The organism is Bdellovibrio svalbardensis (genome assembly GCF_029531655.1).
In the GTDB taxonomy this organism is placed as follows: domain Bacteria; phylum Bdellovibrionota; class Bdellovibrionia; order Bdellovibrionales; family Bdellovibrionaceae; genus Bdellovibrio; species Bdellovibrio svalbardensis.
Genome location: NZ_JANRMI010000003.1, coordinates 24,456 through 51,380, shown reverse-complemented (window position 1 = coordinate 51,380; position 26,925 = coordinate 24,456). Strand labels below are relative to the sequence as shown.

The window sequence follows — 26,925 nt, the reverse complement described above, 5'->3', positions numbered from 1 at the left end:
TTATGAAATTCAACTGGCTTACAATCCGACTCCGTCGGAGTAACTATCACCATCTTCTTGCTACAAGTCTTCTTTCTGTGCTGTTCATGAGCCCGGTGGCTCATGCTAAGAAAAAAACAGTCGGGGAGCTGCTGTCTCAAGCCAATCAAGGCACTAGCGGTAAAGCGCAGATGTCGAAAACGGACACATCATTGCCATCGGCAAGCCTTGGTTTTAGTCAGCCTGTGAATACGGTGAATCTTGAATCTGTTAAGCCGCCACGTTCTTCAGAAATCATGAAGCGCGACAGTGGCAGCGGAGATAAAATTAAGTATGAACGCATCTTGGATCAGCAGATTCAAGAGCTGTACAAATTGACCCAAAAGTTTAAAACCAGCCCCAATCGTGGTGAGTTGTGGCTGCGCTTGGCAGAGCTTTATGTTGAGAAAGCCAGTTTGATCGACGGGCGGAAGCAGGACGAATACGATGCCAAACTTCGTGCTTTCCAATCAGGAAAGTTGAAAACCAAGCCAGTTTTGAACACGGCTGAGGCGCGTGAGTATAATAAAAAGGCCGTGCAGCTTTATGAGTGGTTCCAGCGCGATTTCCCTCGCGACGAAAAAATGAGCCAGGCCTTGTTCTTCTTGGGCTACAATTACTTTGAATTGGGTGAGGTCAAACAAGGCGCTCACTACTATGAAGAGTTGACCCGGCGTTTCCCGAATTCGGCTTTTGTCGGCGAAGCTCATTTTGCCCTGGCTGAATACTATTTTGAAAATGAAAGATGGGCGCAAGCTTACAAAGAGTACACACCGCTCATTAAAGATAAAAGACATCGTCTGCACACTTTTGCCCTATACAAGGGTGCATGGTGTTTGTTCCGTTTGGATCGTGTTCAACAAGGTATGGGATATCTTGAGTACATCATTAAAACAGGCAGAGCGGAAACTGGCGAGCAAGTGGCAGGTGCGAAGGTTGTTAATCGCACTCGTTTGGAGGGGGAAGCCCTTCGTGATATCGTGACTTTCTATGCTGAGGGCGGCGATCCGGCGAAAGCGGCATCTTACTTTAAGGGCTTGGTCAACGGTGATACCAATCCTTACTTGGAAAGATTGGCGTATCAATACGCGGACCGAGGCAACAAAGACGCCTCTCGCGATGTCTTCAAGCTATTGATCACACAAAATCCGAATTCTCCGAAGGCCTTTGAATATCAATATCAAATCGTTCAAAACTACTACTACGGTAAGAACAACAATCGTTTCAAAGACGAGCTTTACAGTTGGGTCAAAGACTTTGATGCTAACGGATCTTGGTATGCTGCAAATAAAGGGAACTCGGAGTTGATCGAAAATTCGAACAAGCTTCGTGAAACCACTTTGCGCAACTACGTTTTGCAACAGCATCAGACCGCCCAGAATTCGCGAGCTCCCTACTCTCAAGGGCAAGCTAATGAAGGCTATTTGTTATATTTAAAAGAATTTCCAAATTCAGGATCTGCATCAGACATGCACTTCTACTACGGGGAATTGCTTTACGATATGCAGAGATACGACGAAGCAGCGATGCAATACAAGTGGGTCGTGGATAACACGCCACAGAGCAAGTTCTATGGCAAAGCGGCGCAGAACTTAATCCTGTCAGTTGAAAGAAGTATTCCATCCGACCAAGAGATGCAAAAACGTGTGGGCAACTCGGTCGATCCAATTCCTTTGGAACCTAAAGTCGAACGCTTCATTTCTGCCGGCAAATGGTATGTCGAGAAGTTCCCGAACTCTGAAAAATCGACAGAGATCAAATTCCGTATTGGCCGCTTGTATTATCAAAGCAATCACTTTGATGAGGCGACCAAATATTTCCGAGAGATCGTTCAACAAAGTCCAAATACAAAATATGCGGAATACTCTGCCAATCTTCTACTGGATATTTACAACTTGAAGAAAGACTATGCAGGTCTTGAAAAAGTGGGTGTTGAACTTCTGGCTGTTCCTTCGATTGCTTCGTCAAAGGCGGGAGCGGACATCCGCGGGGTGATTGAAAAAGCCTCCTTTAAGCGTGGTCAGGATTTGGAGCTCGAGAAGAAATATGGCGAGAGTGCTCAAGTCTTTGAGTCTTTTGCGAAACAGAATCCAAAATCAACTTTGGCAACAACGGCTATGTTCAATGCTGGGGTTAACTTCGATAGAGCCGGGATGACGGGGCCAGCGATTTCCGCTTACCAAGGGGTGCTCAACTCCAAAGATCCAGCGGCAGACAAGTTTAAGTCCAAGGCTCGTCGTTTACTTGCAAAGCAATACCAGGATTCCGCGCAGTTTGAGGAAGCAGCAAAGCTCTACAAGTCATCTGCTCAAGAAAACCCGACTGATCCATTGTCGGCGAACTTGATGTTTAATGCGGCTGTTCTTTATGAAGCTTTGGGTAAATCTGATGAAGCTATTCGCGCTTATACTGATTTTACCAAAATGAACAAAAAGCACTCAGACAACGTGGAAGTGACATTTAGTATGGCGCAGATTCACCGTAAAGCTGGACAAAACGGCGCGGCGATTGCTCGTTACACCGAATATGTCGAAGGCGGAGGCCGCAGTCCTGAGAAGGTCGTTGAGGCGGCCTACTGGGTGAGCGAACTCTACAGCAAGCAAAGATCCATCACGAAAGCAAAAGAGTGGAAGCAAAAAACCTTGGCGATTCAAAAGCGTTTGGCTCCGAATAAAAAAGGTCCAGGGGCAGCTTACGCGGCGAAGTTGAAATTGGAAGAGGCGATGGGAACATTCTCTGAAATGAAAGCTATCAACTTCCCGAAAGATCCGGCCAGACAAAAAGCGGCTGCAGACAAAAAAGTCAATTTGCTGGCGAAGCTTTCTGGCGAACTTGTCGAAGTGATCAAATTTGACAGTGCGGAAGAGATTGTGAGTGCATTGACAGTGTTGGGTGAAGCCAATCAAAACATGGCTCAGGCTATCATCAATGCACCACTACCATCAGGATTGAATGCGGAAGAGACAAAGCAGTATAGAGCGGGCGTCGAGAAGTTTGCGGAACCTTTCAATGCAAAAGCTAAAGACAGCTTCAAAGCTGCAGTAGAGCGTGGATGGGAGCTTGAGGTTTACAACGACTCTTATCGCACGGCTTATGAATACATGAATAGAATTGATGCAAAGACTTACTATAATGGCGGGGAAATCAGCTCTGATATCCGTCTTGTGAATTGGATAGGTCAGTAATGAACAGAATTAATAAATCTCTGACACTCATTGCCTTGTATGCCTCGGTGGTGGCTTGTTCTTCGAGTCCTACTAAAGAGACTAAGACAGATTCAGTAAGCTCTACAAGGGTTACTGAGGCGCCTGTGATTCAAAAAGACGAGCCAGCACCCGTTGCTGCCGCAGAGCCCGAGCCTGAAAAGCCGAAGGCTCCTTTGGCACCATCGCAATATGCAGGTCTGAATGAGGCGATTAAGTCCCAGAGTGATGAGCGAATCTACTCCACGGCAACACAGATCTTGGCTCAGTCGTCGAATGATGCAAAAGCCTTGAATGCGCTATCGATGTATCACTATAAAAAAGGCCGCTTCGATCTTTCGCGCTATCTTCTTAATAAGGCAATCACTGCAAGTCCGAAGACGGCAGAATTGTATTCAAACCTTGGTATAGTCCAGTTGGCGCAAAATGAGCGCCGTGAGGCTGTAAAGTCATTCCGTAAAGCTTTGGATATCGACAATGATGATGCGGTAGCGGCTGCAAATCTTGGCGCAATTTACGTTCAAGATCGCGACTTTGCAAAAGCGGGAATTGTGCTGGAAACAGCCTACAGAAAGGGCGTTCGCGATCCTCGCGTTCTAAATAATTATGCCATTGCATTGACTGCCAACGGTAAGACAGAAAAAGCAGAAGATCTTTATAAGAGTATTCTCAAAGATAATTCGAGCAACAAGGAAGCGATGTACAACTATGCGGTGCTGTTGGTGGAACGCATGGGAAAATACCAAGAAGGTTTAGATCTGATTAACAGACTAAAGTTTGTAGGTGGACCAGCAGATACTCGCAATAAAATTATTGCTTTGGAAACTAAGGCGAAAGCTGGTTTAAAATAGGATGAAGGGTCGGGTAGGGACTATGTTGCAAAATATGAAGATCATAATGGTTCTGTTGGCGGTAGTTTTTACCTGCGAGCTCTCGTATGCCCAAAGTGAAGTTGCGGAAAATGAGCCTATGCTGACACAGACGACTAGCAGCACAACTTTGGGAAATAAAACCAGCACAACAACGGTGCGCAAGGAACGTCGTGCGCAATTGAACTTTGAAGACGAATTGGTCGAAGGTTCGACACAAAAGCCGGAGCTCTTCTATTTGTTTCAAAAGAAGAACTTCAACTACAAACGTTTGATTAAACTTAGAGAAAACTTTTTGCCCGAGATGAGAAGATCAGCAGAAGACGTACAGCGGGTTCGGGGTGGTAATTGAGATCGCCGATAATATTTAGAATTTTTAAAGATAATCAGCTTGTTGGTGTAAAGCAGTTCGATCAAGATCAAATCGTGATCGGACATGATGCTGACGTGAATGTGGATTTGGATTCCGATCAGGTTTCGCCGATTCACTGTATGATTGAACGTCGTGATAACGGCTTCTACATTTGTGACTTGGGTTCTCAGTCGGGAACATTCAAAAATGGACAGGCCGTCCTTGATGAAAGCATCTCTACGGGGGATGAACTTTCAGTGGGGCCTTTCAAAATTTCATTCTTTGTTGGCGTTCCAAAGCCAAAGACTATTCCTGGAGCGGTGACGACTGAAGCTGTGGCATCGGTTGCAGCAACTCCGGTTATGCCAACTTCAAAGCCGGAGACGAATATGCCACCGGCGGCGGTTGTCAAAACTGAAGAGATCAAGGCGACTCCGGCTATTCCGGTGGAAGCTCCTAGAGTCGAAGAGAAGCCAGCAATCCCGGTGACTCCGGTTCGACCTGAGATCAAGGCTGGTCATGTTCAGTTTAAGAAAAAGAAATCAGTCAAGACTTTTGCACCTCCAAGTGAGATTCAAGATCTTAAGACTTATTTGAAGCCCGGCAAGGGCGCGGTCGTTCAAGTCATCGTTGCTTGGAAAGAACGCATTCTTACTACATATCACTTCAAGGGGACAAACCCGGTGAAGGTGAACGTTGGTGGTGACCGCCAAGTGGCTTTGCCTGATGGCTTGGCTCCAAAAGGTTTCGCTCTTCTTGATTTTACTGGCGGTCTTAAAATCAATACGACTGCTGACATGAATATTGAAATGGTTTCAGCGGCGGGTTTGCAGCAGGTCGATGACCTCACCCGTACTGGAAAAGCACAACGCGGTGGTGCGGGGCATACAGTTCGCCTCGATCAAAATGAAATGCTTTGTGTGACTTTGCCAGGTGGAAATCTGACCCTTTATGTTCGTTACGTACCGCAAGGGCCAGTGGTTCCAATGTTGCCTTCTATGATGCTATCCGGCTCTGAGCTGACAGGTTTGGTGATGTCTGTGGTGATGGTGTCTCTGTTGGCACTGTATATTTCAGCAACCACTCCGAAAGATTGGCAGGAGAATAAGCAGGAGGATGTTCAAAGGATTGCCCAGGTCATATTCAATAAGACCCCGGCACCGACTCCGCCACCTCCAGCACCGAAGCCTACTCCGACGCCTCCACCGCCAGAGGCGGTGACGCCGCCACCTCCTGAAAAGAAAGTGGTCGTTGCGGATGCAAATAAGGAAGCGCAACGAAAAGGGCCTCAGGCTCCGGCGGCAGCGCAAAGCCAAGTGGCAGCGCGTGCTAATGAAGTGGCGCCAAAACCAAATGCCAAGGATCGTACGAAGAAGTTCACATCGACTCGTCAGGGTGGAGCCGTCAAAATGGGTAACACCGCTGGGGCGAATGCACAGTCTGCCAACAAAGATCTTTCTAAAGTGGGACTGTTCAGCGCATTCGGGGGCGGTGGAAATCGCGCCAACATCGACAAAGCTTACTCGGGAGCAGGCGAAGTTTTGGGAATGGCTGATAAGGCGTCCGGTGCTTCGGGCTTCAATGAAAATCGTGCAGGCGATGACCTGGGTTCTAAGTTTAAAGATGCGGGTGCTGGCGGCAAGGGAACTGCAACTCAGGGTATTGCCGGCATTGGAACCAAAGGACGGTCTTCAGGTCAATCTGCCTACGGTGCGGCTGATGGTTTCGGTTCGAAAAGCTCTGTCGCCATTGCGGGTGGTGGAATGGAAGAATCGTTCGATGCGACCATTGATAAAGAAGCGATTCGTCGTGTGATCCGTGCAAAACTTCATGAAGTAAAAAGTTGCTACGAAAGAGCGCTGAATACTTTGGAGAAGGGCCGCAAACTTGAAGGTAAAGTCGTCTTGGGATGGGAGATCATCGAAAAAGGACAAGCTCGTAATGTCAGCATTAAGAGTTCGTCTTTGAACAACTCCGTGGTCGAGAATTGTATCCGCGACCGTCTGGCAAGTTGGATTTTCCCAGAGCCTCCGCAAGGCCTTGTGGCTGAAGTGAAAGCGTACCCATTCGTATTTAATCAGCAGAATTAGGCTGGCCTGCACTCCAGCGCTGCTGGAGTAGGGGCGTTTGAAGTAAGTATTTTAGTAGATTTATTTAATGAAAAGTTTTTTAAGGAGAACTCCATGAACCCAACAGTAACAGCAGACAACATGAATTTTCTTCAGCGCGCTTTCGCTGAGGGTGGTTTCGTCATGTACATTATTGCGGTTATCGCGATTCTTGCGATCATCGTAATCGTAGACAGATTGATGAAGCTAAAAAACCTTTCTGTGGATAAAAAAGAATTCACAGACCAAATCTTCCGCATGGTTGTAGCTGGTGATCTTCGCCAAGCTGTCAGCTTCTGTGACGCTCGCCCGGCTCCTCTTACAAACACTGTGAAAGCAGGTTTGGTGCAAGCGATGAACAAACGCCCTGATGAAGAAATTCAAGTGGCGATGGATGCGGCAGTTATGAGAGAGATGCCAAAAGTTGAAGGCTGGGTTTCATTCCTGGCAGTTTTCGGTAACATCGCGGTTCTTGCCGGTCTACTTGGAACGATCATTGGTATGATCGGTTCATTCCGTGCGGTGGCAGCGGCCGATCCAGCGACAAAAGCTTTGGAACTTTCAAAAGGTATCTCGCATGCCTTAAATTGTACGGCTTTTGGCTTGGGCGTGGCGATCACTTGTATCATCGCTTACGGTTTGTTCCAGCATCGTATTCAAAAAACAGAGAATGAAGTCGTAGAGACAAGCATGACTCTTTTGAATCTAGTAGTGGCTAACAGAGAAAAGATTAGAGACTAGAGGTTTCACATGGCTCACATAGATGGTGGCGGTTCGAGCGGCAGGGAACGGAATATCGAGTTGAATCTCGTTCCGGTTATCGACTTGATGAGTGTTCTCATCACGTTCTTGCTCATCACTGCAGTTTGGACTCAAGTATCTATGATTCAGATTGGCAGTTCTTTGTACGGGAAGAAATCTGACACGCAACCCAATCCAACACCTCCGCCAATGGCAGATGTTGTTTTGAAAGTTGATGTGAAAGAGATCGGTTATGTTTTAACTGTTGGGAAACAAGTGATCAGTCTTCCCATGCAGAATGGCCAATTTGATGACGCAGGTCTGATCGCACAATTGCAGCGAGTGAAGCAGCTTTATCCAGAAAAAGTGGATGCAGTTTTGAGCGTGGCGGATGCGATGCCTTATGAACAGCTTATTAAGGCTATGGATAACCTTCTGGGTTCAGGATTTTCAGCAATATCCGTAGCGACAGGAGCGGCGAACTAATGGCAATTTTTAGACCGGGCGAAAGACACCGCTATCACAATATTTTAAGTAAGAAAAAGAGCAAGCGTGGCGTAACCGCGATCCTGTCATTGACGGCGATGGTGGATATGTTCACCGTTCTGGTGATTTTTCTTCTGCAAAATTACAACACAACAGGTGAAATCCTGTACATTCCTAAAGAAGTGACTCTTCCAAAAGCGACGAGTGTGCGGGAGCTAAAACCAGCCCATGTCGTCACAATTTCCAATAAGGAAATTCTTTTGGACAAGGATGTTGTTGCCACTTTCGACGAAGTTAAAAACTTGGGTGCGGAAGATTGGAATATTCCTAAGCTAAAAGATCAGCTGACAGAAGCTTTGGCTAAATCTAAAAATGAAGCTGAAAGCAAATTGCAAAACAAAATCCGTGATGTTGTGGAAACAACAAAGGGTCAAGACGGTGCTGAGGACCCTAATGCATGGAGCAAGGTGACGATTCAGGCCGATAAGGGCGTGGACTTCCTAACTGTTAAAAAAGTTTTGTTCACTGTCACAGAGGCTGGTGCCGGCGAAATCAATTTCGCGGTGACGAAGATGCCTCAGGAACCGGCGACTAACTAAGTTCGCCGAACCGCTTCCGAATGCTCCGGATTTCTCGGAGCATCTCGCCTTGGCTAGATCGAAGTAAGTGGTTTACACTCTGACTTTATCGAGCTACTTTCACTAGAACTTCCTTAAAGTTTGACTGTGATTCGCCAGTGTTTGAGTAAGTTGGGAGCTGGGCCTTTTTAATATGAAAAACATCAAGAACTTCGTCTTTATTGGGCTTTTGATTTTTCTATTCGTAGAAGTTCTGATCGTATTTCCTTCAAAACTTGAACATGAGGACGATAAGGCACTTCGAGCCCGCATTGAGGCGGAGGTTCGTCGTCGCGAGCAGAATCTCGCAGATGGCAAGGGCGAAGTTGAGCCGACCTCCACGGTTGCCGAACAGCGCATGGGCGGTGTGCATTTGGTGGAAAGTCAGCAAGGCCTTCGCGATTGGGAGCTTTTTGCGAATTCTGCAGAAGGCAGCCAATCTGCGGGAACCTGGAAACTTCATCAAGTCCGCGTTCTTTTTTACAACAAAGAAAAAGTTGAATTTACGGTCACCGGTGATCAAGGGTCTATTGATGCAAAGTCGAAAGATCTCAGTATCATTGGCAATGTGACCACAAAGTCTGAAAACGGTTATAGTTTCATGACGCCTTCGGTGTATTACTCATCACTAAAAAGAATCATTCAGAGTCCCGAACAGGTGACAATGAAGGGTCCCAGGGACAGTTCTGGTGAGGGACTTGTCTTGAAGGGCCGCAGCATGCAGGTTCTGGTTGATGAATCGAAAATGATCATCAAGGAAAACGTCACTGCGCAAAAGCCGATGAAAGAAGGCAAAACCTTTGACGTCGCCGCTGATGGCGCTGAGTTTAGTGGTAAGAGCAAAGAAGCCCGCTTTTTAGGGAAAGTCCGCATGACCTACGATAATATGCGGCTTGAGGGCCCCGAGGCCTCATTCCTTTATGACAGCGGTGCTTCCATTTTAAGTTCCGTAGCAGTCAAAGGGGGCGTCAAGGTTAGTGACGCCGATAAATTCGCGACGGCTCAGACGGTCAACCTAGACCTTTTAGCAAATAAGTATGTCTTCAAAGGCAGTCCTCGGATCATTCAAAACAATGATGAACTGACCGGCGAGGAAATCATCTTTCTCGAAGGCGGAAAAAAGGTTAAGATCGAAAGAGTACGTGCGAAGATGGAGAATAAAAAACGATGAGTATGCTCACCATCAAGGACATTTCAAAGGCCTTCAAAAAACGTAAAGTCGTTGATGGCGTTTCTTTCTCAGTAGAGTCGGGGCAAGTTGTGGGGCTATTGGGTCCCAATGGAGCTGGTAAAACAACTTCTTTCTATATGGTCGTAGGGATCATTCAAACCGACACCGGCTCGATCAATCTGGACGAAGAAAATATCTCTAATTTACCTATGTATAAACGCGCACGCGTTGGTCTAAGTTATTTGGCTCAGGAGCCAAGTATTTTTAGAAAGCTGACGGTCGCCGAAAACATTACGGTGTCACTCGAAGCTCATGGCTATAGCGGGGCTCAGCGCGCGGAAAAGTTGGAGCAGCTGATCGCTGATTTCCGCATCGGGCATATTCGCGATAGTTTTGGCTACTCTTTATCGGGAGGGGAGCGTCGCCGTGTGGAGATTGCTCGGGCTCTTGCCGGGTCTCCTAAGTTCCTTCTTTTGGATGAGCCCTTCGCGGGGATCGATCCAATTGCGGTCGCCGATATCCAGAATATCATCCGCGAACTTAAGGCCAAAGGTATAGGAGTTCTTATCACGGATCATAACGTGCGTGAGACTTTAGGTATTTGCGATTATGCTTATATACTGAAGGACGGGAAGATCCAGGTTAGCGGAAGTTCTGATGAAATCGCTAATTCTGAACTCGCTCGTAAGTTCTACCTCGGTGAACACTTTAAACTTTAGGGCGCGGGCGCAAAGCCTTAGCTGCAGTAGCGTTTAGTAAGAAAGGGAATTCAATGGCTCTTAGACAGACCATGAACCTGAGCCAATCTCTGGTCATAACTCCACAGTTGCAACAAGCGATTAAGCTTTTGCAGATGTCGCGCATGGAGTTGGAGTCAGCAGTTCGTTCAGAGATTGAAGAAAACCCAATTCTTGAAGAAGCAGAGATGCTGAAAGACGATGATCTTCAGCGTACGAAAGAAGCTATTGCCGAAGTAGATCCAAGTGCTGGCGAAGCCGCCAATGACCAACATGCACAAGACCCACAAAAGCAAGATGAGTTCGAGTGGGAATCTTATATTGAAGCCAACCAAAAGCCTCCACAATCCGGAATGGCGGGTTCTGAAGAGATCATGAATTATGAGAACGTCATCACGGCGTCTCAAACTTTGCATGATCACCTTTACTGGCAAGTGAAAATGAATGGCTTTTCTGAAGAGGAAGAGCAAGCTGCCGATGCTTTGATCGGTGCGATTGACGATGACGGTTATATCAAAGTTCCTCTTGAGCAAATCGCTGAAGAGGAAAAAATCGAATTGGGTCTTTTGGAAGACACTCTGACTTTGATTCACGAATTTGACCCACCAGGAGTGGGCGCGCGTGACTTGAAAGAGTGTTTGTTGGTTCAAGCAAAGCTATTGCAAGAAGATACCCATGACCTTGTTCATCTTTTGAACAATCACTTAAAAGATCTTGAAAAGAAAAACTACGATGCGATCGCCAAAGCCATGGGCCGCGAAGTGGAAGATGTCATCGAGATGTGTAAAATCATCTACGCGATGGATCCGAAGCCAGGCAGAGCTTATGCAAGTTCCGACACGCATTATGTGACTCCGGATGTTTACGTTTACAAAGTAGGCGAAGACTACGTGGTGTCATTGAATGAAGACGGTTTGCCACGTTTGAAAATTTCCAACTTCTACAAAAACATGTTGAAGGGTGGAAAATCCACGGGCGATAAAACTCAGGATTATATCCAGGAAAAACTTCGTTCAGCTGTTTGGCTGATCAAGTCGATTCACCAAAGACAAAGGACGATTTATAAAGTTGCTGAGTCCATCGTGAAACATCAGCGTGAGTTCTTTGAAAAGGGCTCTGAGCATTTGAAGCCGATGGTTCTTAGAGATATCGCGAATGATATCGGCATGCATGAATCCACGGTGTCTCGTGTGACGACCGCGAAGTATGTGCATACACCCCAAGGTATTTATGAATTGAAATACTTCTTCAACTCTGGAATCTCATCTTCTGATGGCGATTCATTGGCAAGTGAGTCAGTGAAAGTTAAAATCAAAGATTTGGTTGCCAAAGAAGACACCAAGAATCCACTTTCGGATCAAAAGATTGTGGATCTTCTCAAGGTGGAAGGTATTCAGATCGCGCGTCGTACGGTGGCCAAATACCGCGATATGCTTAAAATTCTTCCTTCTTCTCAGCGTAAGAAGTACTTCTAGCGCTGAACGGCTTTCTTTTAGGTTCCTAGAGGCTTTAAAACTCTCAGACAGTCCTCGCTCTTTATTGGGCGGGGATTTTTAGTTTTTGGTTTGGTTCGACGACGCTGCTTTTCCTTAGATTTTTTGTCTTAACTGTGGAACTCGGTTTTAAAGCCTCTAGGAACCTAAAAGAAAACCTTAAAGCTGAAATTCGTTTTACTTGGTTTAGAACTTATATTTAGTGTGTTGTGCGTGGTTCTGGCCTTTTTCTTTTTTCAATCCTTGGCTTTACATCGTAAAAGTAACTGGGTACCTTTTCTGGAGATTCCCTTTGCTGGCAAGGAGTTGCTGTGGATTTGAAGTCTTTGATTCGTGATGTTCCTGATTTTCCTCAAGAGGGGATTCTTTTTCGTGATATGACGCCGCTTTTGCAAAATCCCAAGGCTCTTGATTTTGTTTCGCAGAATCTTGTGCGTGATGTGGATTTGTCACAGATTGATTTTTTTGCGGGGATTGAGTCTCGTGGGTTTATTTTGGCATCGCATTTGGCGGCGACTCATCACAAGGGCTTTTTGCCGATTCGTAAGGCAGGGAAGTTGCCTCCTCCGACCAAGAAAATTAGCTATGCCCTCGAATATGGAACGGCCGAGATTGAGCTTCCTTTGGGCTCTGGACGAATCATGATAGTGGATGATGTTTTGGCCACTGGTGGCACTTTGCAGGCGGCTATTGATTTAAGCAGCTCTGCTGGTTATAAGGTCGAGGCTGTTGCGGTGCTTGTGAATCTCAAGTTCCTCAATAAAATGAAATTTAATAACAAAGAGGTTTTCTCCCTTGTTCAATATTAAAGACGTTGCACTATTGATGGCTCTTCCGAATGAGTCCCAAGGGCTTTTCGAAAAAGAGAATATTTCCGTTCACTATACTGGCATCGGCAAGGTGAATGCGGCCCTCACAGCTATGGATGTGATTCATAAAACTCGGTGTAAGGTCATCATCAATCTGGGGACTGCAGGTAGTGGGAAGTTTAACACCCATGATTTGATCGAAGTTTCTAGTTTTGTGCAAAGAGATATGGATATTACTCCGCTGGGATTTAAGATCGGGGAAACTCCTTTCGATCCAATTCCAGGTGTGATTGATCTCATTCCTTATTTTCCGGAATTGCCTCACGGAGTTTGCAGCACCGGTGACAACTTTGAAACTGGTACTTCGAAATTGCCGGCTGATTTGGTCGACATGGAAGGTTATGCGATTGCCAAAGTCTGCCGCAAAATGGGTGTGCAGATGATTTCTCTTAAATACATCACTGATGGCGCAAATCATAATGCACATAACGATTGGGCCGCGAACCTCATTCCAGGGTCACAAAGGTTGTTGGAATATTTTAAAAAGATGGTGGCATTTTCTTAAGGTAGACGGCAGAGATGCCGTCATCAGTCTTATTTGCCTTGTTTGATTTCCATGGCCGCCTTCACTGCGGTCTCCGCATTGACCAGCCCCGCTCCGTATCGGTTTTCCTCATTGGGACCAAGGGGTGTGGCGGTTTTCATGATCAGCTTCTTAATTTCTGCCGCGGACAAATTTCTATTCGCCGCTTTGACTAATGCCACTACGCCAGAAACATGGGGTGTTGCCATAGACGTCCCGAAGGTCTCTTGGTAGCTTGCCGCCACAGTATCCACAGTCAACTGCAGCTGAGGTTCTGTGGCTAAGGCTTTCAAAATTCTGAGCCCCGTTTCCTGCTCTAGCAAATGGGCCGAAGCAAAAAGTGCATTCTCACTATCGAAAAGACGCGAGTCGGTCTGGCCCGGCTCATTGTTGTAGATAAGAACGTCGTAAGCTCCGACTCTCATGGCATTGCGTATCTGATCTTCAAATGGAGTTTTACTGCGGGAAACTAAAACATATTTTCCGTAAACATCTTTATTGCTGAAATCTGCGGGAGTTCCTTTACCGCAATCCACAACAGGTCGGGTGATAGCTCCAAACTTGGGTGTGGTGCCATGAAAGAAATAAGCCGGAGCTTTCAATGCACCTGATGCTGCGTGCACAGTCACGGTGCTGTCACGACCAGAGTCGACGGGGATGGACGAGACCACCTCCACACCGGGGGCGACCAAAGACAGTTCGGGACCGTACTGGGAAAACACAGCCTGCTGCAGATCTCTATCCACAGCGCCAACGGCAATCACAGTGGGGTGAGCTGCGGGGTGGAAAACCTGGGCAATGCCAAAGTTTCCAGAGGCAGCGACAACTGAAATGCCAGCTTGATCTGCCTTTTGCAAAGCGGTTTGTTCAGCCAAAGTAGAGCTGGGACTTCCCAAGGAAAGATTGATGACATCCACTTTTTCTTCAATACCCCAGTTGATAGCATCCAAAACAGCAGCGCTCGAGCAGCCGGTGGGCAGACAGGCTCGGCCTGCAAGGATGCGAGCTTTCGGTGCAACTCCAGAGAATCCATGTGCATCTTCAACCCCGGCAATAGTCCCCGCGACATGGGTGCCGTGACCAGTAAGGTCCGAGAAGTCATTGCTATTCCAACGAGACGTGAAATCGCGACCCTTTTCAAAGTTCGGTGCAATCGCAGGATGAGTGGCATCGACACCACTATCCACAACCAAGACACGAATGCCTTCACCCTTGTTAGATACGGCCCAGGCTTCAGGAGCTTTGACCGCTTGAATGCCCCAAGGCTGCGAAGGAGTGAGCACGGTTTTCGTTACGAGGGTAGCCCGGCTTAAAACAGGGGGAGGAGGTGCATGAAAGTATTCTTGTTCGACGTGAATCACTCCCGGCGAAGCTTTCAGCGCCGTCAGTTCTGCCGAAGTGGTCGCATTGACGATCAGGGTGTTGAGATTTTTAAGACGAGCCTCTACGTGGCCCGCAAGTCCCTGCGCTCGGGCAAAGCTCTGGCGATCTTTCATGATCACGACAAAGCGTTCGGCGTGGGCCGAACTGACAGTTAGTAGAGCGAGAATAAAATAAAAAAAGCCAAACTTCATTGTCTTGGAAGTTCACCTTTTGTGGGGTTTTAGTAAAGGGGGCTATCCCTGTTTTGAAGGCTTTTCGTGAGTGTCAAAATTCTATACGGGTCTTAGGGTTTCTTCATGGCTAATGGAATTTGCGAGGCCATTTTGATGGCACCCCTCTTGACCAAAGCTGTTTTTGCCAAGGCTCCTGTACCAGTCAAAGCCAAGGGCATTGTGATGACTTGGAAGTCACGCATGGATTCAGCAACTCGAACCTGCTCCAGCTCAAGTCCTGATTCATCTCCATAAAACTGAGAGAAAGAGCGAGTCCGTTCCTGATCCAGAATTTTTTGGCTGTCATAGATAAAGGCCGCTCCGGCCGTGGCACCAATACCCACACCAACCCCCGAGGCCGTCAAAGCACTGGCGCCCATAGAGGCTGCGATGGGAGGTGCAAAGATCGACACGGCAAGAAGAGGCAGTCCGATCGCCAGAGCGTTTCCTAGTTCACGATTGTCGCTGGTGAAAACTAGGGACGTGGCAATGGCGCAGTACTGCGGTTTTTCCAACAAGGTCTCCTCAACTAGAGTGGCATATCGCAAAAGATCCAGCGACTTTGTTCCCAGTGGATTTTGGGCGAGGGCCTTAGTGATCTTGTTGAGTTCAGCTTCTTCTGTGGCGATGTTAGTTTCAAGTTCCGTGACGGCATTTAGAATGTCTTTCGGAGTGGGCTTTGCGGTCTGGATGTATTGCAAAAAAGGCAGTTGCGCCATCATGCTTTGATACTGTTCAAAGTGCTGATAACGCAGAACCAGCAGAGCTTCCTTTTTTTCCTCTGCGGTGCTGTCTTTATGCTCTTTGCGGATCTGTTCCTGATAGATCTTCATGGCCTTTTGCGCTTGTGCCTTTTCTTGAGCAGACAGAGGATCCCAGTGCTTCAGCTTTGGACTTCCCAAGCTGTCTAGGTCTGTATTGATATTCGTGGAGGTTTTGCCAAACCAAGTTTTTATCTGATGAGCACTTTGTGCGAGCGAAAGATGAAAACGGGCGGTACCCACGAAGTCAGGAAGGGCGTTCGTCGTCCAATCCTTGATTTCTGCACATTTAGCAGAGTCTTGTTTTAGACAGGTTTTAACTGCCTTTGCCATGTTCTTATTGTCTTGGATTTTGCTGCGAATTTTGCTTTCGATCTGCTTCAGGAAATCGACACTGCGATAACTTTTTTGATCTTTCAAGGGAACATCGCGATTGAAAAGACTCGTCTTGGGGCGGCCCACGGTGGCATTCGCATTTTGGCAGGCGAAATTGAAAGGCGCTTGCTCTGACTCTAGGGAATAAGCAATGTCAGTGAGATTCTTGCGAAAGCCCGAATTCACCAAAGACTGCGGGGAACACCCCGAAGCTGCCGGATAGTCCGCGGCCAGAGTTAGGCTGTGGGCGAGTAGAATTGCGAGAATACCAAGGCACAATCTCATTGAAGAATATGTCGGATTCTTTGATGACTCAGCCAAGGCTAGAATCTTGTGGCTATTGTCAGAGGCCACAACAATGACGCGCGAAAATTGCCAAGCTTCGACAGTCTGTTTCATTTTGAGTTAGTAAGAAAATTTCAAACGAAATGAATTCAATTTGAGGTCCGAACAAAGGGCATAGCCTTTGAAATATAAGACTGTGAAATAAATAACCAGGAGATATCAAAATGAGAATGGCAAAATTTGGAGTTTGTGTGAGTTTGATGACATTGATGGCACAAATCCCAGCTTTGGCAATTTGTGATAAAAACCTTGAGCGCTGCGGAACTGTCGCGGCCGGCGTGGGTGTGGCGACAGGCTCTGGTATTTATGCTCTCTCTAAATTTAAAGCGGCGAAGGCTTTTGAAAAAGGGAACACAGAAGTCGTGATGGATGTGATTCATAATCCTCAAAGACTCGATAACGGGCGAATTTCACGTTTGGCATCGGCCTTAACTGAAGGAGATCGTGTGAAGGTGGTGTATCGCCTGAGTGAATCGGCCAACCGCGATCACCACGTAGCCTCCTTGGAAAGTCAGGCCGCATCTGAAGTCAGTCAGGCTGCGAGTTACAACGCTCAGGCCATCGATGCATTGGTGCCCAAGTATGAGACTGTCACCGAAGTTGTGAACGGGAATCACGTGACTCGCCAGGTGTTGCGAGGACCGGACCTCAGCTCCCACTTGAGATACATAGACTTTGCTGAACAGAGTGAAGCTGAGGCGAAAAGACTTTATGCGCGGGCCGCCGATGCAAAACATGGCGGCAAGGTACCTTGGTATGAATTCACAAAAGAAGTGGATGAACCTGCCGGAACTCAAAATGCAGTCAGTGATTTCTTGAATAAACACGCGGCTGAGGGCGGAAGTGTTCTGAAGATTACGCGCCTTGAAGCAGGAAAGCTGATTCAGTTAAAAAAGATGATCTGGAAAGCACGCGGTGGTGTTGCCGGGGTTGCCGCAGCGGGTGCTTTCGCAGCGGAAGAAGCTGTCGCAGGAAAAGTGGCAGAATCTTTGGCGAAGAAATCCAACGGCGTACGTTAAAAAGCAAAAGATGAATTTAAAATCGGAAAAAGCCCGTCTGTGAAGGTGGGCTTTTTTGCTTTTATTCAAAGTCATTCTGAGAGTACCACAAATTATTGCGAGGGATTGGCGCGAATTTATTATCACGATGCGCTGTGACTGTGTGGGAAAGCCAAGCTAGCCTTGAAGTCTATGAAATCAGTTTTAGCCCCATTGATGAGTTTCTTATTGCTGTGTCTTTTGAGTGTATCCTCCCACGCGCAGAGTGCAGAAGGTTATTGGCTGGCGCGGGATTATATGGCCGATGATGGCGGTTACGCAGGGTTGTTCCGCTCCTGGATTGTTATAAGTCCCACACATGTCGATCGTTTGATTTCCTTGGGGGCTCATTACTACAAAGTGAAATACGAGATTCAAAAAAAAGATGGCAATGCTTGGCAGCTTTTGAATCTGGAGACTCAACAGCCAGAAACTTTCAGTACTCAATTTGTCGGTGAAAATCAGGAAATCTGTCTTGGGGAGCGAGATTGTTTGGTATACAGCAGAGTTTCCGCTCTGCCAGATTTTTACCTTCCTCCAGGACAAGTTCCAGCAGTGACTCTGCAAGCAGAGTGGTGTGTGGATTCAGACTGCGCTTGGGCAGGGTACAGCGATTATCAGATCGAGCAGTTGTTCAATCTGAGCACCGATTTTTCCGTGAGCTCCGCAAGGTTTTCAGCACCGGAGGAGTTGGAACAACGTCAGGGCGTTCGAATGTTTGTGGATTCATTTTCTTATCGTTTAGAAAATCGCCCGGATATATTGGAATCTTTTTCCACCGTTTTGAATTTCACCGGCAAAGCTGTTGGCGAAAAAGAGTTGGCCCTTGGGCAAACACCAGTACAACGTTTGCATGAAGGTTCCTTTGCCTCTTTGCAGGTTCCTTATCAAGGGAAGATCCTGTCTGTGCGATTTGTACTTAAAAAGAAATAAGCTCTTGCGCCAGAGCTCAACAACTTATTGCGCGGCCTTCTGTTTGCGAAGCTCTGCGATGCGGGCATTGATAACTTTAAGCTGTTTTGCCAGAGGGGATTTTTTGGAAATCCCATACGTGTATTCTCCGGTAAAGACCGGCTTGCCGACTTTCTTAAAGTCTTTAAGTTGAAAGGGCGGTTTAGAGGCATAGTCGACGAACACGGCATCCAAGCCGACAAAAATATCGATATGACCCTTCTTCAACATATTCAGCGCCTGCTCGACGTCTTTGATGTGGATCGTCTGAACACCTGGATCTTTTAAGTACTTCTCAAAGTCCTCTCCATAGAAATAGCCCAGAATAAATCCCAGTCGTAAACCATTGAGGTCTTCGGGCTTCAGCCAATTCAGATCCTTCGCCTTTTTGTTTGTCACTGATGACCACAAAGACACTTCCCCGGCCATCACTGGTTGGGTAAACCACAGATAGTCTTTTTTGGGATCCACCAGCATGGGGCCGATGATGTCGGCGGTTCCTTGCTCTATTTCCAGCAAGGCTCTTTTCCAAGGGACAAACTTATAGGTGATCTCCTCGGGCTTGATCCCCAGGATGAGGGGCAGCGTCTTTGTCACCGAGCCTTGGGGGAGATTTTCCTTTTCATAGATATAAGGAGGAAAGGGGTCTGTGACGTAAGTGATGGATCCCCCATAGGAAGAAAGTGATATCGTCAAAAAGGTGAAGAGACCCCAAAGCATGAATTGACGTTGCCAGCGCTCCTGGGGGTGGTCAAGGGAGCCCTGTTCTGTGTGATTTTGGCAGTGACGGGACTGTTGCTGGACAAGGAAACGTCTGAAACTTTCACACTTTCTGTTAAATTTTGTCTCAGTGAGGGATCTGAATCCTGAAAAAAGTCTGAATAAGCGGCGCAAATATTTTGAAATTTACCCCCCTAAAATTAACCGGAAATAAATTTTGAGGGGTCTCAAAATAAGGCTCATCTTTGGTCGAGCTGGACCGATAAGTCATTCAAGATAAACAGGTTGCCTTGAAAGGGGCGGCCAGAGGAGAAAAACATGAAACTCAACTATACCTTTAAGCATCTTGATCATTCTGATTCTCTTGAAACTTATACAGAGGAAAGAATGTCAGAGATCGGGAAGTTCCTGCTTAGAGATGGTTACGGCAGCGTTTACTTTAGCAAACAGAAGAATGAGTTCTGTGTTGAAGTCTCTGTGAACACCAAAGAAAAATATTTTAAAGCCTCAGCCTTTGGGATGGATATCTACGCAGCCGTGGATTCCGCGGTGGAAAAGCTGGAAAAACAGTTCCTTAAGAACACAAAGCAATTTAAGGATCATAAAAAGCCAGAGCTCACTAAAGAAGGGCGCTTGGAAACATTTTTACGCATGAGAAAAGCTGCGTAATTTCAGATACTTAAAATCTATCTTCATCAAATTTTAACAGCAAAACAATAAAAGGTGGTTCTGAGCCGCCTTTTATTGTTTAATAGCCCCTATGTCAGATGTACGCCCTCAGAACGTTCTTGAAAATTGGCTGTTCACATCGCTCGTGACTGAAGATGATCAAACAAGAACTTATAAGTACCGCCTGCTTGTGATGATTACATTTGTTACGGGCCTCTTGATGTGGACTTATTCTTTTGTGGCCACTTTCTTCGTAAAGGGCTCCGCGCTGGCTATTATTGGCTTCACTTGTTCCATTATTCATCTGTTCTCTCCTTTGATTTACAAGAAAACCAAGTCGATGGCAGCCAGTGCCTATAACATGGTCATTGCCGGAATCGTGTTTCAATTTTCGTTCGCATTTTTCACTGGTGGATTTTTCTCTGCCACCCTGATCTGGCTGGCGGTGCTTCCCATGATCGTGGGGATCCTCACGAACAAAACCCACGCGATAGTTTGGACCTTGATTTCCACTAGCGGAGTGCTGCTTATGTTCTATCTGCACCAAGAGGGCCTTTGTCCTCAGGATTCGCTTTCAGAGCTGGGAAAAGTGATGGTTCAGTTTCTAGCGGCTCTGGGGCTCATTAGCTTGATTGGCGGCTTTACGCTGTTTTTCATTGAGCTCAGCTATTTCTACAGCAATCGATCTCAGATAAAGTCCAATCTTGACCCCTAAATGCGAGTTTGATAGCTTGCGCGTTCGCAATAGAATGGCTACTTCAGGCGGGTTGCTTGAGGTGTTGAATCTACTCTGACGTTTCGTCAGAGGGCAGACAAACAACTACTTCGTCGCTGTATGTAAACGGACGGAGTGCTAACAAATCGAAGGACTAAAAGAAGTGAAAAACTATCTTTTTACGAGTGAATCTGTTTCTGAAGGGCATCCAGATAAAATGGCCGATCAAGTTTCTGACGGCGTATTGGATGCAATCTTGGCTGTTGACCCTAAAGGCCGCGTCGCTTGTGAAACATTGTTGACGACGGGTTTAATCGTTGTTGCTGGTGAGATCTCTACTTCAGCAAAAATCAATATCTCTGAAATCGCTCGTGACGTTGTAAAACGCATTGGTTACGACCACTCTGACAAGGGCTTCGATTATAAAACTTGCGCAGTGACTGTCGCTGTCGGTCAGCAATCTCCAGACATCGCGGTGGGAGTGAAAGAAACTCTTTCTGACGATCAAGGTGCGGGCGACCAAGGTTTGATGTTCGGTTATGCTGTGAATGAAACTCCAGAGTTGATGCCGTTGAGCATCGCGATGTCACACAAGCTTGTGAAAGACCTTTCTGGTCTTCGTAAAGCTGGAAAAGTAGACTGGCTTCGCCCAGATGCAAAATCTCAAGTAACAGTTCAGTATGAAGATGGCGTTGCAAAACGCATTGATGCAGTTGTTATCTCAACTCAACATGCTGACCATGTTTCTAATGCGACAATCAAAGAATTCATCATGGAAGAGCTTATCAAAAAATCTCTTCCAGCAAATTGGATCGACAACAAAACAAAATACTACATCAATCCCACTGGCAGATTCGTTACGGGTGGCCCAATGGGTGATGCTGGTTTGACTGGCCGTAAAATCATCGTAGACACCTACGGTGGCCACGGAGCCCACGGTGGTGGCGCGTTCTCTGGAAAAGATCCTTCAAAAGTGGATCGCTCAGCGGCTTACGCAGCTCGTCACATTGCTAAGAACATCGTTGCGGCAGGCTTGGCAGACAAATGTTTGCTTCAAGTAGCTTACGCTATTGGTGTGGCTGAGCCTGTGAGCATCTCAATCAATGATTTCGGTACAAGCAAAGTCGGTTCTGAAGTGTTGGAACAAGCTATTCGCAAAGTTTTTGACCTGCGCCCAGCTAGAATCACTAAGGATTTGGACCTTTTGAGACCAATTTACTCTCCAACTGCAGCTTATGGCCACTTCGGTCGTACTGAAGAGACTTTCACTTGGGAAAAACTCAACAAGGTTGAAGAACTTAAAGCGGCCGTAAAAGGCCTCATCTAGTCCTAGAGACTGTTTTGAACTCTGGCTTCGCCAGGGTGTAGAAAAACTCATTGCGCTGAGTTGTTTGTAGCAACTCGGCGCTTCTTTTATATAATGGCGCAAATGGATCCTAAGTTTATACGTAACTTCGCAATTATCGCTCATATCGACCACGGCAAATCAACTTTGGCGGATGGTCTTCTTTCTGCAACCGGTTCACTTTCTGATCGTGAGAAAAAAGATCAGTTCTTGGACAACATGGAACTTGAGCGTGAGCGTGGGATCACAATTAAAGCTCAAACCGTCTGCCTCGATTTTAAATCGAAAGACGGCAACATGTATCAGATCAATTTGATCGATACGCCGGGGCACGTGGATTTCTCTTATGAAGTCTCTCGTTCTTTGGCTGCTTGTGAAGGCGCGATCTTGGTGGTCGATGCAGCACAAGGGGTGGAAGCGCAAACTCTCGCGAACGTTTATCTCGCGATGGAAAATAATCTTGAGATCATTCCTGTTTTGAACAAAATCGATTTGCCTTCGGCAGATCCAGAAGGTGTTGCAAAGCAGATCGAAGATACTGTTGGTTTAGATACAACGGGAATCATTCACGCTTCTGCCAAGGAGAAAATCGGTATCACTGATATTCTGGAGGCAATCGTCGAAAAAGTTCCGCCACCAAAAGCAGATCGCACTCTCACTCCTCGTGGTTTGATCTTCGACTCTTGGTTCGATGCATATCAAGGCGTTGTCGTTTTGGTTCGTATGGTGGATGGAGTTATTAAAAAAGGCGACAAGATCAAATTCATGGCCACGGATCGTGACTATGAAGTTTTGCGTATGGGTAAGTACAAACCTTTCCCTGCGATGCAAGACACTCTTGAGGCCGGTGAAGTAGGGTTTATCATCTGCGGTATCAAAGACATCCGTGACGTTAAGGTCGGAGACACTGTCACAGGCGCAAAGCATCCAGCACCAGAACCTTTGGCAGGTTTCCAAAGAATCAAGCCCATGGTTTTTGCGGGTATCTTCCCGGTTATCGCTTCTGAATATGAAAGTCTTAAAGACGCTCTGGATAAGCTTTGCTTGAATGACTCTTCGTTGTCATTCGAAGTCGAGAAGTCAGCGGCGCTAGGTTTTGGTTATCGTTGTGGTTTCTTGGGCCTTCTGCATATGGAGATCGTTCAGGAGCGTTTGGAGCGTGAGTTCAATCTTGATTTGATCACAACGGCTCCTACGGTTGTTTACCAAATCACAAAAACAGACGGCACGGTCATGATGTTGGAAAATCCATCTGGCATGCCGGATGAAAGCATGATCGCGAAATTTGAAGAACCTTATGTAAAGGTGACCTTGCATACACCAACCGAGTACATCGGTGGCATTTTGAAGCTTTGCGAAGACAAGCGCGGAGCCCAGCTTAAAATGGAGTATGTGAACGAGAAAAAGGTCATCATCGAATACAAACTTCCAATGAATGAAATGGTTATGGACTTCTATGACCGTTTGAAATCAATTTCTAAAGGTTATGCGTCTTTGGAGTATGAATTCTTGGGCTTTGAAGAAGCGGACCTTGTGAAGTTGGACATCTTGATCAATTCTGAGCCGATTGATGCCTTGTCTTTGATCGTACATAGATCAAAGGCAGTCACTCGTGGTCGTAAACTGACAGAGAAGATGAAAGAACTCATCCCTCGTCAACAATTCCAAATCAATATTCAGGCGGCGATTGGATCAAAAATTATCGCCCGTGAAACTCAAGGGGCCATCAGAAAAGACGTTACTGCCAAATGTTATGGTGGTGACATCTCTCGTAAACGTAAACTTCTAGAGAAGCAAAAAGAGGGCAAGAAGCGCATGAAAGCGGTCGGCTCTGTGGATGTTCCTCAGGAAGCCTTCCTAGCAATCTTGAAAGTCGAGGACTAGCAGCATGAGTAGCAATAAGAATAGTGGGCCGAAACCACCACCATGGGACTGGCGTCATAAGCATTTTTGGACTGAAGGTTGGGGATCTCTTTTTCTAGCGGTGTTCATTGCATTGTTCATTCGTTGGGGCTTTGTTGAAGCTTACGTGATCCCATCTGGATCTATGCTTCCTTCGTTGTTGATTCACGATCATATCTTCGTGAACAAACTGACTTACGGTTTGCGTGCACCATTCTCTGAAAATTGGTTGGTGAAATTCAACGAACCAAAACGCGGCGAAGTGATTGTCTTCAAATACCCTAAGGACATGAGCACCTTCTTCATCAAGCGTATCGTCGGTGAATCTGGCGATAAGATTTACTATGAAAACGGAACTCTTTATATCAACGACAAGCCTGTTGAAAAGAAAGTGCCTGCCAACCTCGACGATTTCGCTTGGTTGAGAGACGCGGACTTCACTCGTGATGGCAACATCAACGACGGTAAAAACAATTACGTTGAATTCACCGAAGCTTTGCCTCCAGGCAAAGGCGAGGAAAAAGGCAAAGATCACTCGATCCTTCTTCGTAAGGGCGACATCTATGAAACTTTCGGCCCGGTGACTGTTCCTGAAGATCATTTGTTTGTGATGGGTGATAACCGCATGAACTCTTCAGACAGCCGTGTGTGGGGTTTTATGCCTAAGCAAAACATTTTAGGTCGTGCGATGTTCGTATGGCTAAGCTGTGAAGAAACTATTCCAGCACTTCCTTTCCTTTGCAATCCAACGACAATCCGTTGGAGTCGCTTCTTCCATCAAGTTAACTAGATTTGATGGACCAACCAACACCTCAAAAAAATTTGAAGGGAACGTGGAATCAAGCGATTCTAACGTTCCTTTTTCCTATTTTTCTGGTGCTGGGTGTGCGTTGGGCTCTGTATGAGCCCTTTGTGATCCCTTCGGGAAGTATGATTCCCAATCTTCTTGTTCACGATCATATCCTTGTTAAGAAGTTTGCATTTGGTCTGCATTTTCCCTTCAGTGATAAGTGGATGTTCCAGTGGTCTAAGCCCGAACGCGGGGAGATCGTTGTATTTAAATATCCAGAAAATCCCGATGTCTATTACATCAAGCGCTTGATCGGACTTCCGGGGGATGAGGTTGTTGTACAAGACGGTCATATCACCGTAAATGGTATGAAGTGGGATTTGTCTCCGCTTGCCTATACCAATGCTGAGTCCGGCTTTGCCTATTACAATGAATCTATAGATGGAAATCCCCACGTCGTGCGCTTTATGACTCCCGAAGTGGTGGAAGGCATTGCTCCTAAAGTTTACAAGGTGCCCAATGGTCACTTCTTTTTTATGGGTGATAACCGCGATCAATCGAGTGATTCACGCTACTGGGGTTTCGTTAAAAACGATTATATCGTGGGTAAAGCTTGGCTAATCTGGCTTTCGTGCGATGCCACTTTGCCATCCATGACCTTCGTATGCGATCCATCACAACTCCGCTGGAACCGCTTCTTCCAAAAACTCAAATAGGTACGGACACACTTTTGGTGTCGCAACTGCGCTATTGGTGCTGCTGCGAGTACGCACTGTCAAATAGTCAGACACTCATGAAACTTCGCTAAGTCCTCCAAGTTCAGAGTCGGATGTGAGCTATACTATGCTATAAACCATCCTTCTTACGTCTTTCTTGTTAAGAAAGGCCCTTGAAAGGATTGTTGTGACTATATCAAAAATTCTTGTAGTTCTTTTTTTGACGGCCTTCACAACGAGCTCATGGGCCGGGGAGATGGTATCGTCTCCAAGCCCCGCATATCTTCAGAAAGCAAACTTGTTGAGTCGATCCCTGATGATGAGTTCAGGAGAAATTAAAATTTCAGACCGTAAAATTCCAGGATCCGTGAAAACTGCCACTGCCCTTTTTAAAAAGGTGTGTGAGCCGAGCATGGACAACTATAGATACTCTAAATCTGTAGAATCAAAAACAGATGGTGAGATCACACTTTTGAACTTTCAGTGCGAAACTCGAGAGGATATATCAGGCCGCCCTGAAACGGTCCAATTTGTTGCAAGCCTGGATAAGTATAACATTCTTTTGGATTTGCAGATTCTTCAGTTAAATTCTTCGTTGGCAGATTCCCGAGAGTTCAATCTCGAAGAAGGGGGCGAGGTTTTTGTTGCTGTCGCCGCCGGCACTCTCGCCTCAGGTCTATTGGCCAAAGGCATCTATCCAGATCAAAATGACAAAGTTCTTCATGCCATTGTGGGAAGTCTTATCGCCTCTTCCAGTGCCGCCATTGCCTACTATGGTTTTGACGTGAGTAAAAACAAATCGTTTTGGATTGGTGTTGCCTCTGGAATTATCGCTGGAATTTTAAAAGAGGTCTACGACAGTCATCATCGCGACAAGCACACAGTCGACTCTCAGGATGCCGTGGCAACGGGAATTGGGGGAGTGACTGGGGCCTTCATGATCAGATTTAAGTTTGAATTCTAGAAAATTCAAAAAGGGCAGCAGCCTTCGCTTGCTGCCTTCAAATATTGATAATCTCACCAAGCGCCTTGGTCAGAATTTCCAGCCCTTTGTAATCTTGTTCCACAATCGTGAATGCCTGCAGAACGACCGCCGACTTAAGTTGCTCTTTGGGTTTTGATTTTTCTTCGTAGCTGGCAAGCTTGATGAAGCTTTCAAAGCTCTTTAAATTTTCTGTGATAAAAGCTTTATAGGATTCTTCTGTCACCACGATATTCTGCACTGAAAAGCCCTTGGGTGTTTCTTTTCCATCATTTGGAGAATAAAGGCGTTCTGAAATATTCTGAATAAAGAAATTTGCCGAGTTTTGAATGAAGCCTTCGTAATAGGCTTTCGCCAACGGGCCATTCTCCAAGGATGGTAGCTGCTTGAAGGCGGGTTTTACCTTAAGTTTCGCATTTACTTTGATGAGGTTGTTCTTCTCTAAGCCCAACAGATATTTGTCCGTGGATTTTTGCGTGAGTTTGTACTTCTCAGCGATTTGCTCCGGAGTCTCGTCAAAAAGGTGCACAAGATAAGCTAAGAAGTTTTTGTTCTTCGCCAGAAAGATTTGCTGTTCTTCGGTGAATCGTTCCACTTTGTCAGAGGTCGTTTTTGTCAACGTTTCCAGATCGGTCAGATTCACTTCTAAAATATCGCATAACTCAAGCAATCGAGAGAGGGTGAGTTCTTCATCGCCTAAGATTCTTTTGACAGTGGGAACTGAACAGTTCAGTTCATTGGCGACATCTTCATAGGTCATCTTTTTCTTCTTTAAAAGATCTTTGATGACACTTTTGAGTTGTTGAATTTTGAATTCGTTCATTTTTGCGTTCCT

25 protein-coding genes are annotated in these 26,925 nt (G+C 46.3%); 21 read left to right on the top strand and 4 right to left on the bottom strand.

All coding sequences use genetic code 11. The features are described from left to right. The first annotated feature begins 2 nt into the window (after nucleotides 1–2). The 12 genes from NWE73_RS10320 to NWE73_RS10265 all read left to right on the top strand — a co-directional run bounded on the left by NWE73_RS10320 (nucleotide 3) and on the right by NWE73_RS10265 (nucleotide 13,169). Nucleotides 3–3,203: a tetratricopeptide repeat protein gene (locus NWE73_RS10320; RefSeq protein ID WP_277578239.1), complete on the top strand. Its 3,201-nt coding sequence runs from the start codon at nucleotides 3–5 to the stop codon at nucleotides 3,201–3,203. Next, nucleotides 3,203–4,072: a tetratricopeptide repeat protein gene (locus NWE73_RS10315; RefSeq protein WP_277578238.1), complete on the top strand. Its 870-nt coding sequence runs from the start codon at nucleotides 3,203–3,205 to the stop codon at nucleotides 4,070–4,072. The genes NWE73_RS10320 and NWE73_RS10315 overlap by 1 nt, the downstream gene beginning before the upstream one ends. A 34-nt stretch (nucleotides 4,073–4,106) precedes the next feature. Beyond that, a complete protein-coding gene (locus NWE73_RS10310) occupies nucleotides 4,107–4,442 on the top strand; it encodes a hypothetical protein (RefSeq protein WP_277578237.1) in 336 nt (111 codons plus the stop codon). Next, entirely contained in the window at nucleotides 4,439–6,532 is a 2,094-nt protein-coding gene (locus NWE73_RS10305; protein WP_277578236.1) for an AgmX/PglI C-terminal domain-containing protein, read from the top strand. Before NWE73_RS10310 ends, NWE73_RS10305 begins: the two co-directional genes overlap by 4 nt. 93 nt (nucleotides 6,533–6,625) lie before the next feature. Next, nucleotides 6,626–7,291, top strand: a complete 666-nt coding sequence (locus NWE73_RS10300) for a MotA/TolQ/ExbB proton channel family protein (RefSeq protein WP_277578235.1) — start codon at nucleotides 6,626–6,628, stop codon at nucleotides 7,289–7,291. A gap of 9 nt (nucleotides 7,292–7,300) precedes the next feature. Continuing rightward, nucleotides 7,301–7,777, top strand: a complete 477-nt coding sequence (locus NWE73_RS10295; RefSeq protein ID WP_277578234.1) for an ExbD/TolR family protein — start codon at nucleotides 7,301–7,303, stop codon at nucleotides 7,775–7,777. Then, complete coding sequence (locus NWE73_RS10290; RefSeq protein WP_277578233.1) at nucleotides 7,777–8,376, top strand: ExbD/TolR family protein; 600 nt, start codon at nucleotides 7,777–7,779, stop codon at nucleotides 8,374–8,376. The genes NWE73_RS10295 and NWE73_RS10290 overlap by 1 nt, the downstream gene beginning before the upstream one ends. Before the next feature lie 172 nt (nucleotides 8,377–8,548). After that, entirely contained in the window at nucleotides 8,549–9,565 is a 1,017-nt protein-coding gene (lptC, locus tag NWE73_RS10285) for an LPS export ABC transporter periplasmic protein LptC (RefSeq protein ID WP_277578232.1), read from the top strand. Further along, on the top strand, nucleotides 9,562–10,284 hold the full coding sequence (gene lptB / locus NWE73_RS10280) for an LPS export ABC transporter ATP-binding protein (protein WP_277578231.1): 723 nt from the start codon (nucleotides 9,562–9,564) through the stop codon (nucleotides 10,282–10,284). The genes lptC and lptB overlap by 4 nt, the downstream gene beginning before the upstream one ends. A gap of 53 nt (nucleotides 10,285–10,337) precedes the next feature. Continuing rightward, nucleotides 10,338–11,777 carry an RNA polymerase factor sigma-54 gene (gene rpoN / locus NWE73_RS10275; RefSeq protein WP_277578230.1) on the top strand — a complete coding sequence of 480 codons (1,440 nt, stop codon included), beginning with the start codon at nucleotides 10,338–10,340 and terminating at the stop codon, nucleotides 11,775–11,777. Between the two features lie 329 nt (nucleotides 11,778–12,106). Continuing rightward, a complete protein-coding gene (locus NWE73_RS10270) occupies nucleotides 12,107–12,604 on the top strand; it encodes an adenine phosphoribosyltransferase (RefSeq protein WP_277578229.1) in 498 nt (165 codons plus the stop codon). Beyond that, a complete protein-coding gene (locus NWE73_RS10265) occupies nucleotides 12,600–13,169 on the top strand; it encodes a 5'-methylthioadenosine/S-adenosylhomocysteine nucleosidase family protein (RefSeq protein ID WP_407652952.1) in 570 nt (189 codons plus the stop codon). Before NWE73_RS10270 ends, NWE73_RS10265 begins: the two co-directional genes overlap by 5 nt. Nucleotides 13,170–13,198: 29 nt before the next feature. Here the strand turns inward: NWE73_RS10265 and NWE73_RS10260 are convergent, their stop codons facing one another. Both NWE73_RS10260 and NWE73_RS10255 read right to left on the bottom strand, forming a co-directional pair. Further along, nucleotides 13,199–14,761, bottom strand: coding sequence for a S8 family serine peptidase (locus NWE73_RS10260; RefSeq protein ID WP_277578227.1), 1,563 nt, complete (start codon nucleotides 14,759–14,761; stop codon nucleotides 13,199–13,201). Nucleotides 14,762–14,853: 92 nt separating this feature from the next. Then, nucleotides 14,854–16,317 carry an AAA family ATPase gene (locus NWE73_RS10255; RefSeq protein ID WP_277578226.1) on the bottom strand — a complete coding sequence of 488 codons (1,464 nt, stop codon included), beginning with the start codon at nucleotides 16,315–16,317 and terminating at the stop codon, nucleotides 14,854–14,856. 110 nt (nucleotides 16,318–16,427) lie between these two features. Here NWE73_RS10255 and NWE73_RS10250 point away from each other — a divergent pair, with 110 nt between their 5' ends. Then, complete coding sequence (locus NWE73_RS10250; RefSeq protein ID WP_277578225.1) at nucleotides 16,428–17,282, top strand: hypothetical protein; 855 nt, start codon at nucleotides 16,428–16,430, stop codon at nucleotides 17,280–17,282. Nucleotides 17,283–17,453: 171 nt separating this feature from the next. Then, on the top strand, nucleotides 17,454–18,233 hold the full coding sequence (locus tag NWE73_RS10245; protein WP_277578224.1) for a hypothetical protein: 780 nt from the start codon (nucleotides 17,454–17,456) through the stop codon (nucleotides 18,231–18,233). Between the two features lie 24 nt (nucleotides 18,234–18,257). Here NWE73_RS10245 and NWE73_RS10240 read toward each other — a convergent pair whose 3' ends face one another. Further along, nucleotides 18,258–18,947, bottom strand: coding sequence for a substrate-binding periplasmic protein (locus NWE73_RS10240; RefSeq protein ID WP_277578223.1), 690 nt, complete (start codon nucleotides 18,945–18,947; stop codon nucleotides 18,258–18,260). Nucleotides 18,948–19,289: 342 nt separating this feature from the next. On the opposite strand from NWE73_RS10240, the gene hpf reads away from it, so the two are divergent. From hpf to NWE73_RS10205, 7 genes are all read left to right on the top strand, one after another. Then, a complete protein-coding gene (hpf, locus tag NWE73_RS10235) occupies nucleotides 19,290–19,640 on the top strand; it encodes a ribosome hibernation-promoting factor, HPF/YfiA family (RefSeq protein WP_277578222.1) in 351 nt (116 codons plus the stop codon). A 91-nt stretch (nucleotides 19,641–19,731) separates the two neighbouring features. Further along, nucleotides 19,732–20,355, top strand: a complete 624-nt coding sequence (locus NWE73_RS10230) for a hypothetical protein (RefSeq protein ID WP_277578221.1) — start codon at nucleotides 19,732–19,734, stop codon at nucleotides 20,353–20,355. 163 nt (nucleotides 20,356–20,518) lie between these two features. Continuing rightward, nucleotides 20,519–21,682 (top strand): methionine adenosyltransferase, encoded by a 1,164-nt coding sequence (gene metK, locus NWE73_RS10225; protein ID WP_277578220.1) that lies wholly within the window; start codon nucleotides 20,519–20,521, stop codon nucleotides 21,680–21,682. A gap of 102 nt (nucleotides 21,683–21,784) precedes the next feature. Beyond that, a complete protein-coding gene (lepA, locus tag NWE73_RS10220; RefSeq protein WP_277578219.1) occupies nucleotides 21,785–23,584 on the top strand; it encodes a translation elongation factor 4 in 1,800 nt (599 codons plus the stop codon). A 4-nt stretch (nucleotides 23,585–23,588) separates the two neighbouring features. Continuing rightward, nucleotides 23,589–24,392: a signal peptidase I gene (gene lepB, locus NWE73_RS10215; protein WP_277578218.1), complete on the top strand. Its 804-nt coding sequence runs from the start codon at nucleotides 23,589–23,591 to the stop codon at nucleotides 24,390–24,392. A gap of 5 nt (nucleotides 24,393–24,397) precedes the next feature. Next, nucleotides 24,398–25,108, top strand: a complete 711-nt coding sequence (gene lepB, locus NWE73_RS10210; protein WP_277578217.1) for a signal peptidase I — start codon at nucleotides 24,398–24,400, stop codon at nucleotides 25,106–25,108. A gap of 187 nt (nucleotides 25,109–25,295) precedes the next feature. Then, nucleotides 25,296–26,072 carry a hypothetical protein gene (locus NWE73_RS10205; protein ID WP_277578216.1) on the top strand — a complete coding sequence of 259 codons (777 nt, stop codon included), beginning with the start codon at nucleotides 25,296–25,298 and terminating at the stop codon, nucleotides 26,070–26,072. Nucleotides 26,073–26,109: 37 nt separating this feature from the next. Here the strand turns inward: NWE73_RS10205 and NWE73_RS10200 are convergent, their stop codons facing one another. Then, nucleotides 26,110–26,913: a helix-turn-helix domain-containing protein gene (locus NWE73_RS10200; protein WP_277578215.1), complete on the bottom strand. Its 804-nt coding sequence runs from the start codon at nucleotides 26,911–26,913 to the stop codon at nucleotides 26,110–26,112. Nucleotides 26,914–26,925: the final 12 nt, after the last annotated feature.

What these genes read in the sequence shown, in the direction of transcription:
- NWE73_RS10320 (WP_277578239.1), top strand. Translation starts at nt 3, where the DNA reads ATGAAATTCAACTGGCTTACAATCCGACTCCGTCGGAGTAACTATCAC.
- NWE73_RS10315 (WP_277578238.1), top strand. Translation starts at nt 3,203, where the DNA reads ATGAACAGAATTAATAAATCTCTGACACTCATTGCCTTGTATGCCTCG.
- NWE73_RS10310 (WP_277578237.1), top strand. Translation starts at nt 4,107, where the DNA reads ATGAAGATCATAATGGTTCTGTTGGCGGTAGTTTTTACCTGCGAGCTC.
- NWE73_RS10300 (WP_277578235.1), top strand. Translation starts at nt 6,626, where the DNA reads ATGAACCCAACAGTAACAGCAGACAACATGAATTTTCTTCAGCGCGCT.
- NWE73_RS10295 (WP_277578234.1), top strand. Translation starts at nt 7,301, where the DNA reads ATGGCTCACATAGATGGTGGCGGTTCGAGCGGCAGGGAACGGAATATC.
- NWE73_RS10290 (WP_277578233.1), top strand. Translation starts at nt 7,777, where the DNA reads ATGGCAATTTTTAGACCGGGCGAAAGACACCGCTATCACAATATTTTA.
- lptC (WP_277578232.1), top strand. Translation starts at nt 8,549, where the DNA reads ATGAAAAACATCAAGAACTTCGTCTTTATTGGGCTTTTGATTTTTCTA.
- lptB (WP_277578231.1), top strand. Translation starts at nt 9,562, where the DNA reads ATGAGTATGCTCACCATCAAGGACATTTCAAAGGCCTTCAAAAAACGT.
- rpoN (WP_277578230.1), top strand. Translation starts at nt 10,338, where the DNA reads ATGGCTCTTAGACAGACCATGAACCTGAGCCAATCTCTGGTCATAACT.
- NWE73_RS10260 (WP_277578227.1), bottom strand. Translation starts at nt 14,761, where the DNA reads ATGAAGTTTGGCTTTTTTTATTTTATTCTCGCTCTACTAACTGTCAGT.
- NWE73_RS10255 (WP_277578226.1), bottom strand. Translation starts at nt 16,317, where the DNA reads ATGAAACAGACTGTCGAAGCTTGGCAATTTTCGCGCGTCATTGTTGTG.
- NWE73_RS10250 (WP_277578225.1), top strand. Translation starts at nt 16,428, where the DNA reads ATGAGAATGGCAAAATTTGGAGTTTGTGTGAGTTTGATGACATTGATG.
- NWE73_RS10245 (WP_277578224.1), top strand. Translation starts at nt 17,454, where the DNA reads ATGAAATCAGTTTTAGCCCCATTGATGAGTTTCTTATTGCTGTGTCTT.
- hpf (WP_277578222.1), top strand. Translation starts at nt 19,290, where the DNA reads ATGAAACTCAACTATACCTTTAAGCATCTTGATCATTCTGATTCTCTT.
- NWE73_RS10230 (WP_277578221.1), top strand. Translation starts at nt 19,732, where the DNA reads ATGTCAGATGTACGCCCTCAGAACGTTCTTGAAAATTGGCTGTTCACA.
- lepA (WP_277578219.1), top strand. Translation starts at nt 21,785, where the DNA reads ATGGATCCTAAGTTTATACGTAACTTCGCAATTATCGCTCATATCGAC.
- lepB (WP_277578218.1), top strand. Translation starts at nt 23,589, where the DNA reads ATGAGTAGCAATAAGAATAGTGGGCCGAAACCACCACCATGGGACTGG.
- lepB (WP_277578217.1), top strand. Translation starts at nt 24,398, where the DNA reads ATGGACCAACCAACACCTCAAAAAAATTTGAAGGGAACGTGGAATCAA.
- NWE73_RS10200 (WP_277578215.1), bottom strand. Translation starts at nt 26,913, where the DNA reads ATGAACGAATTCAAAATTCAACAACTCAAAAGTGTCATCAAAGATCTT.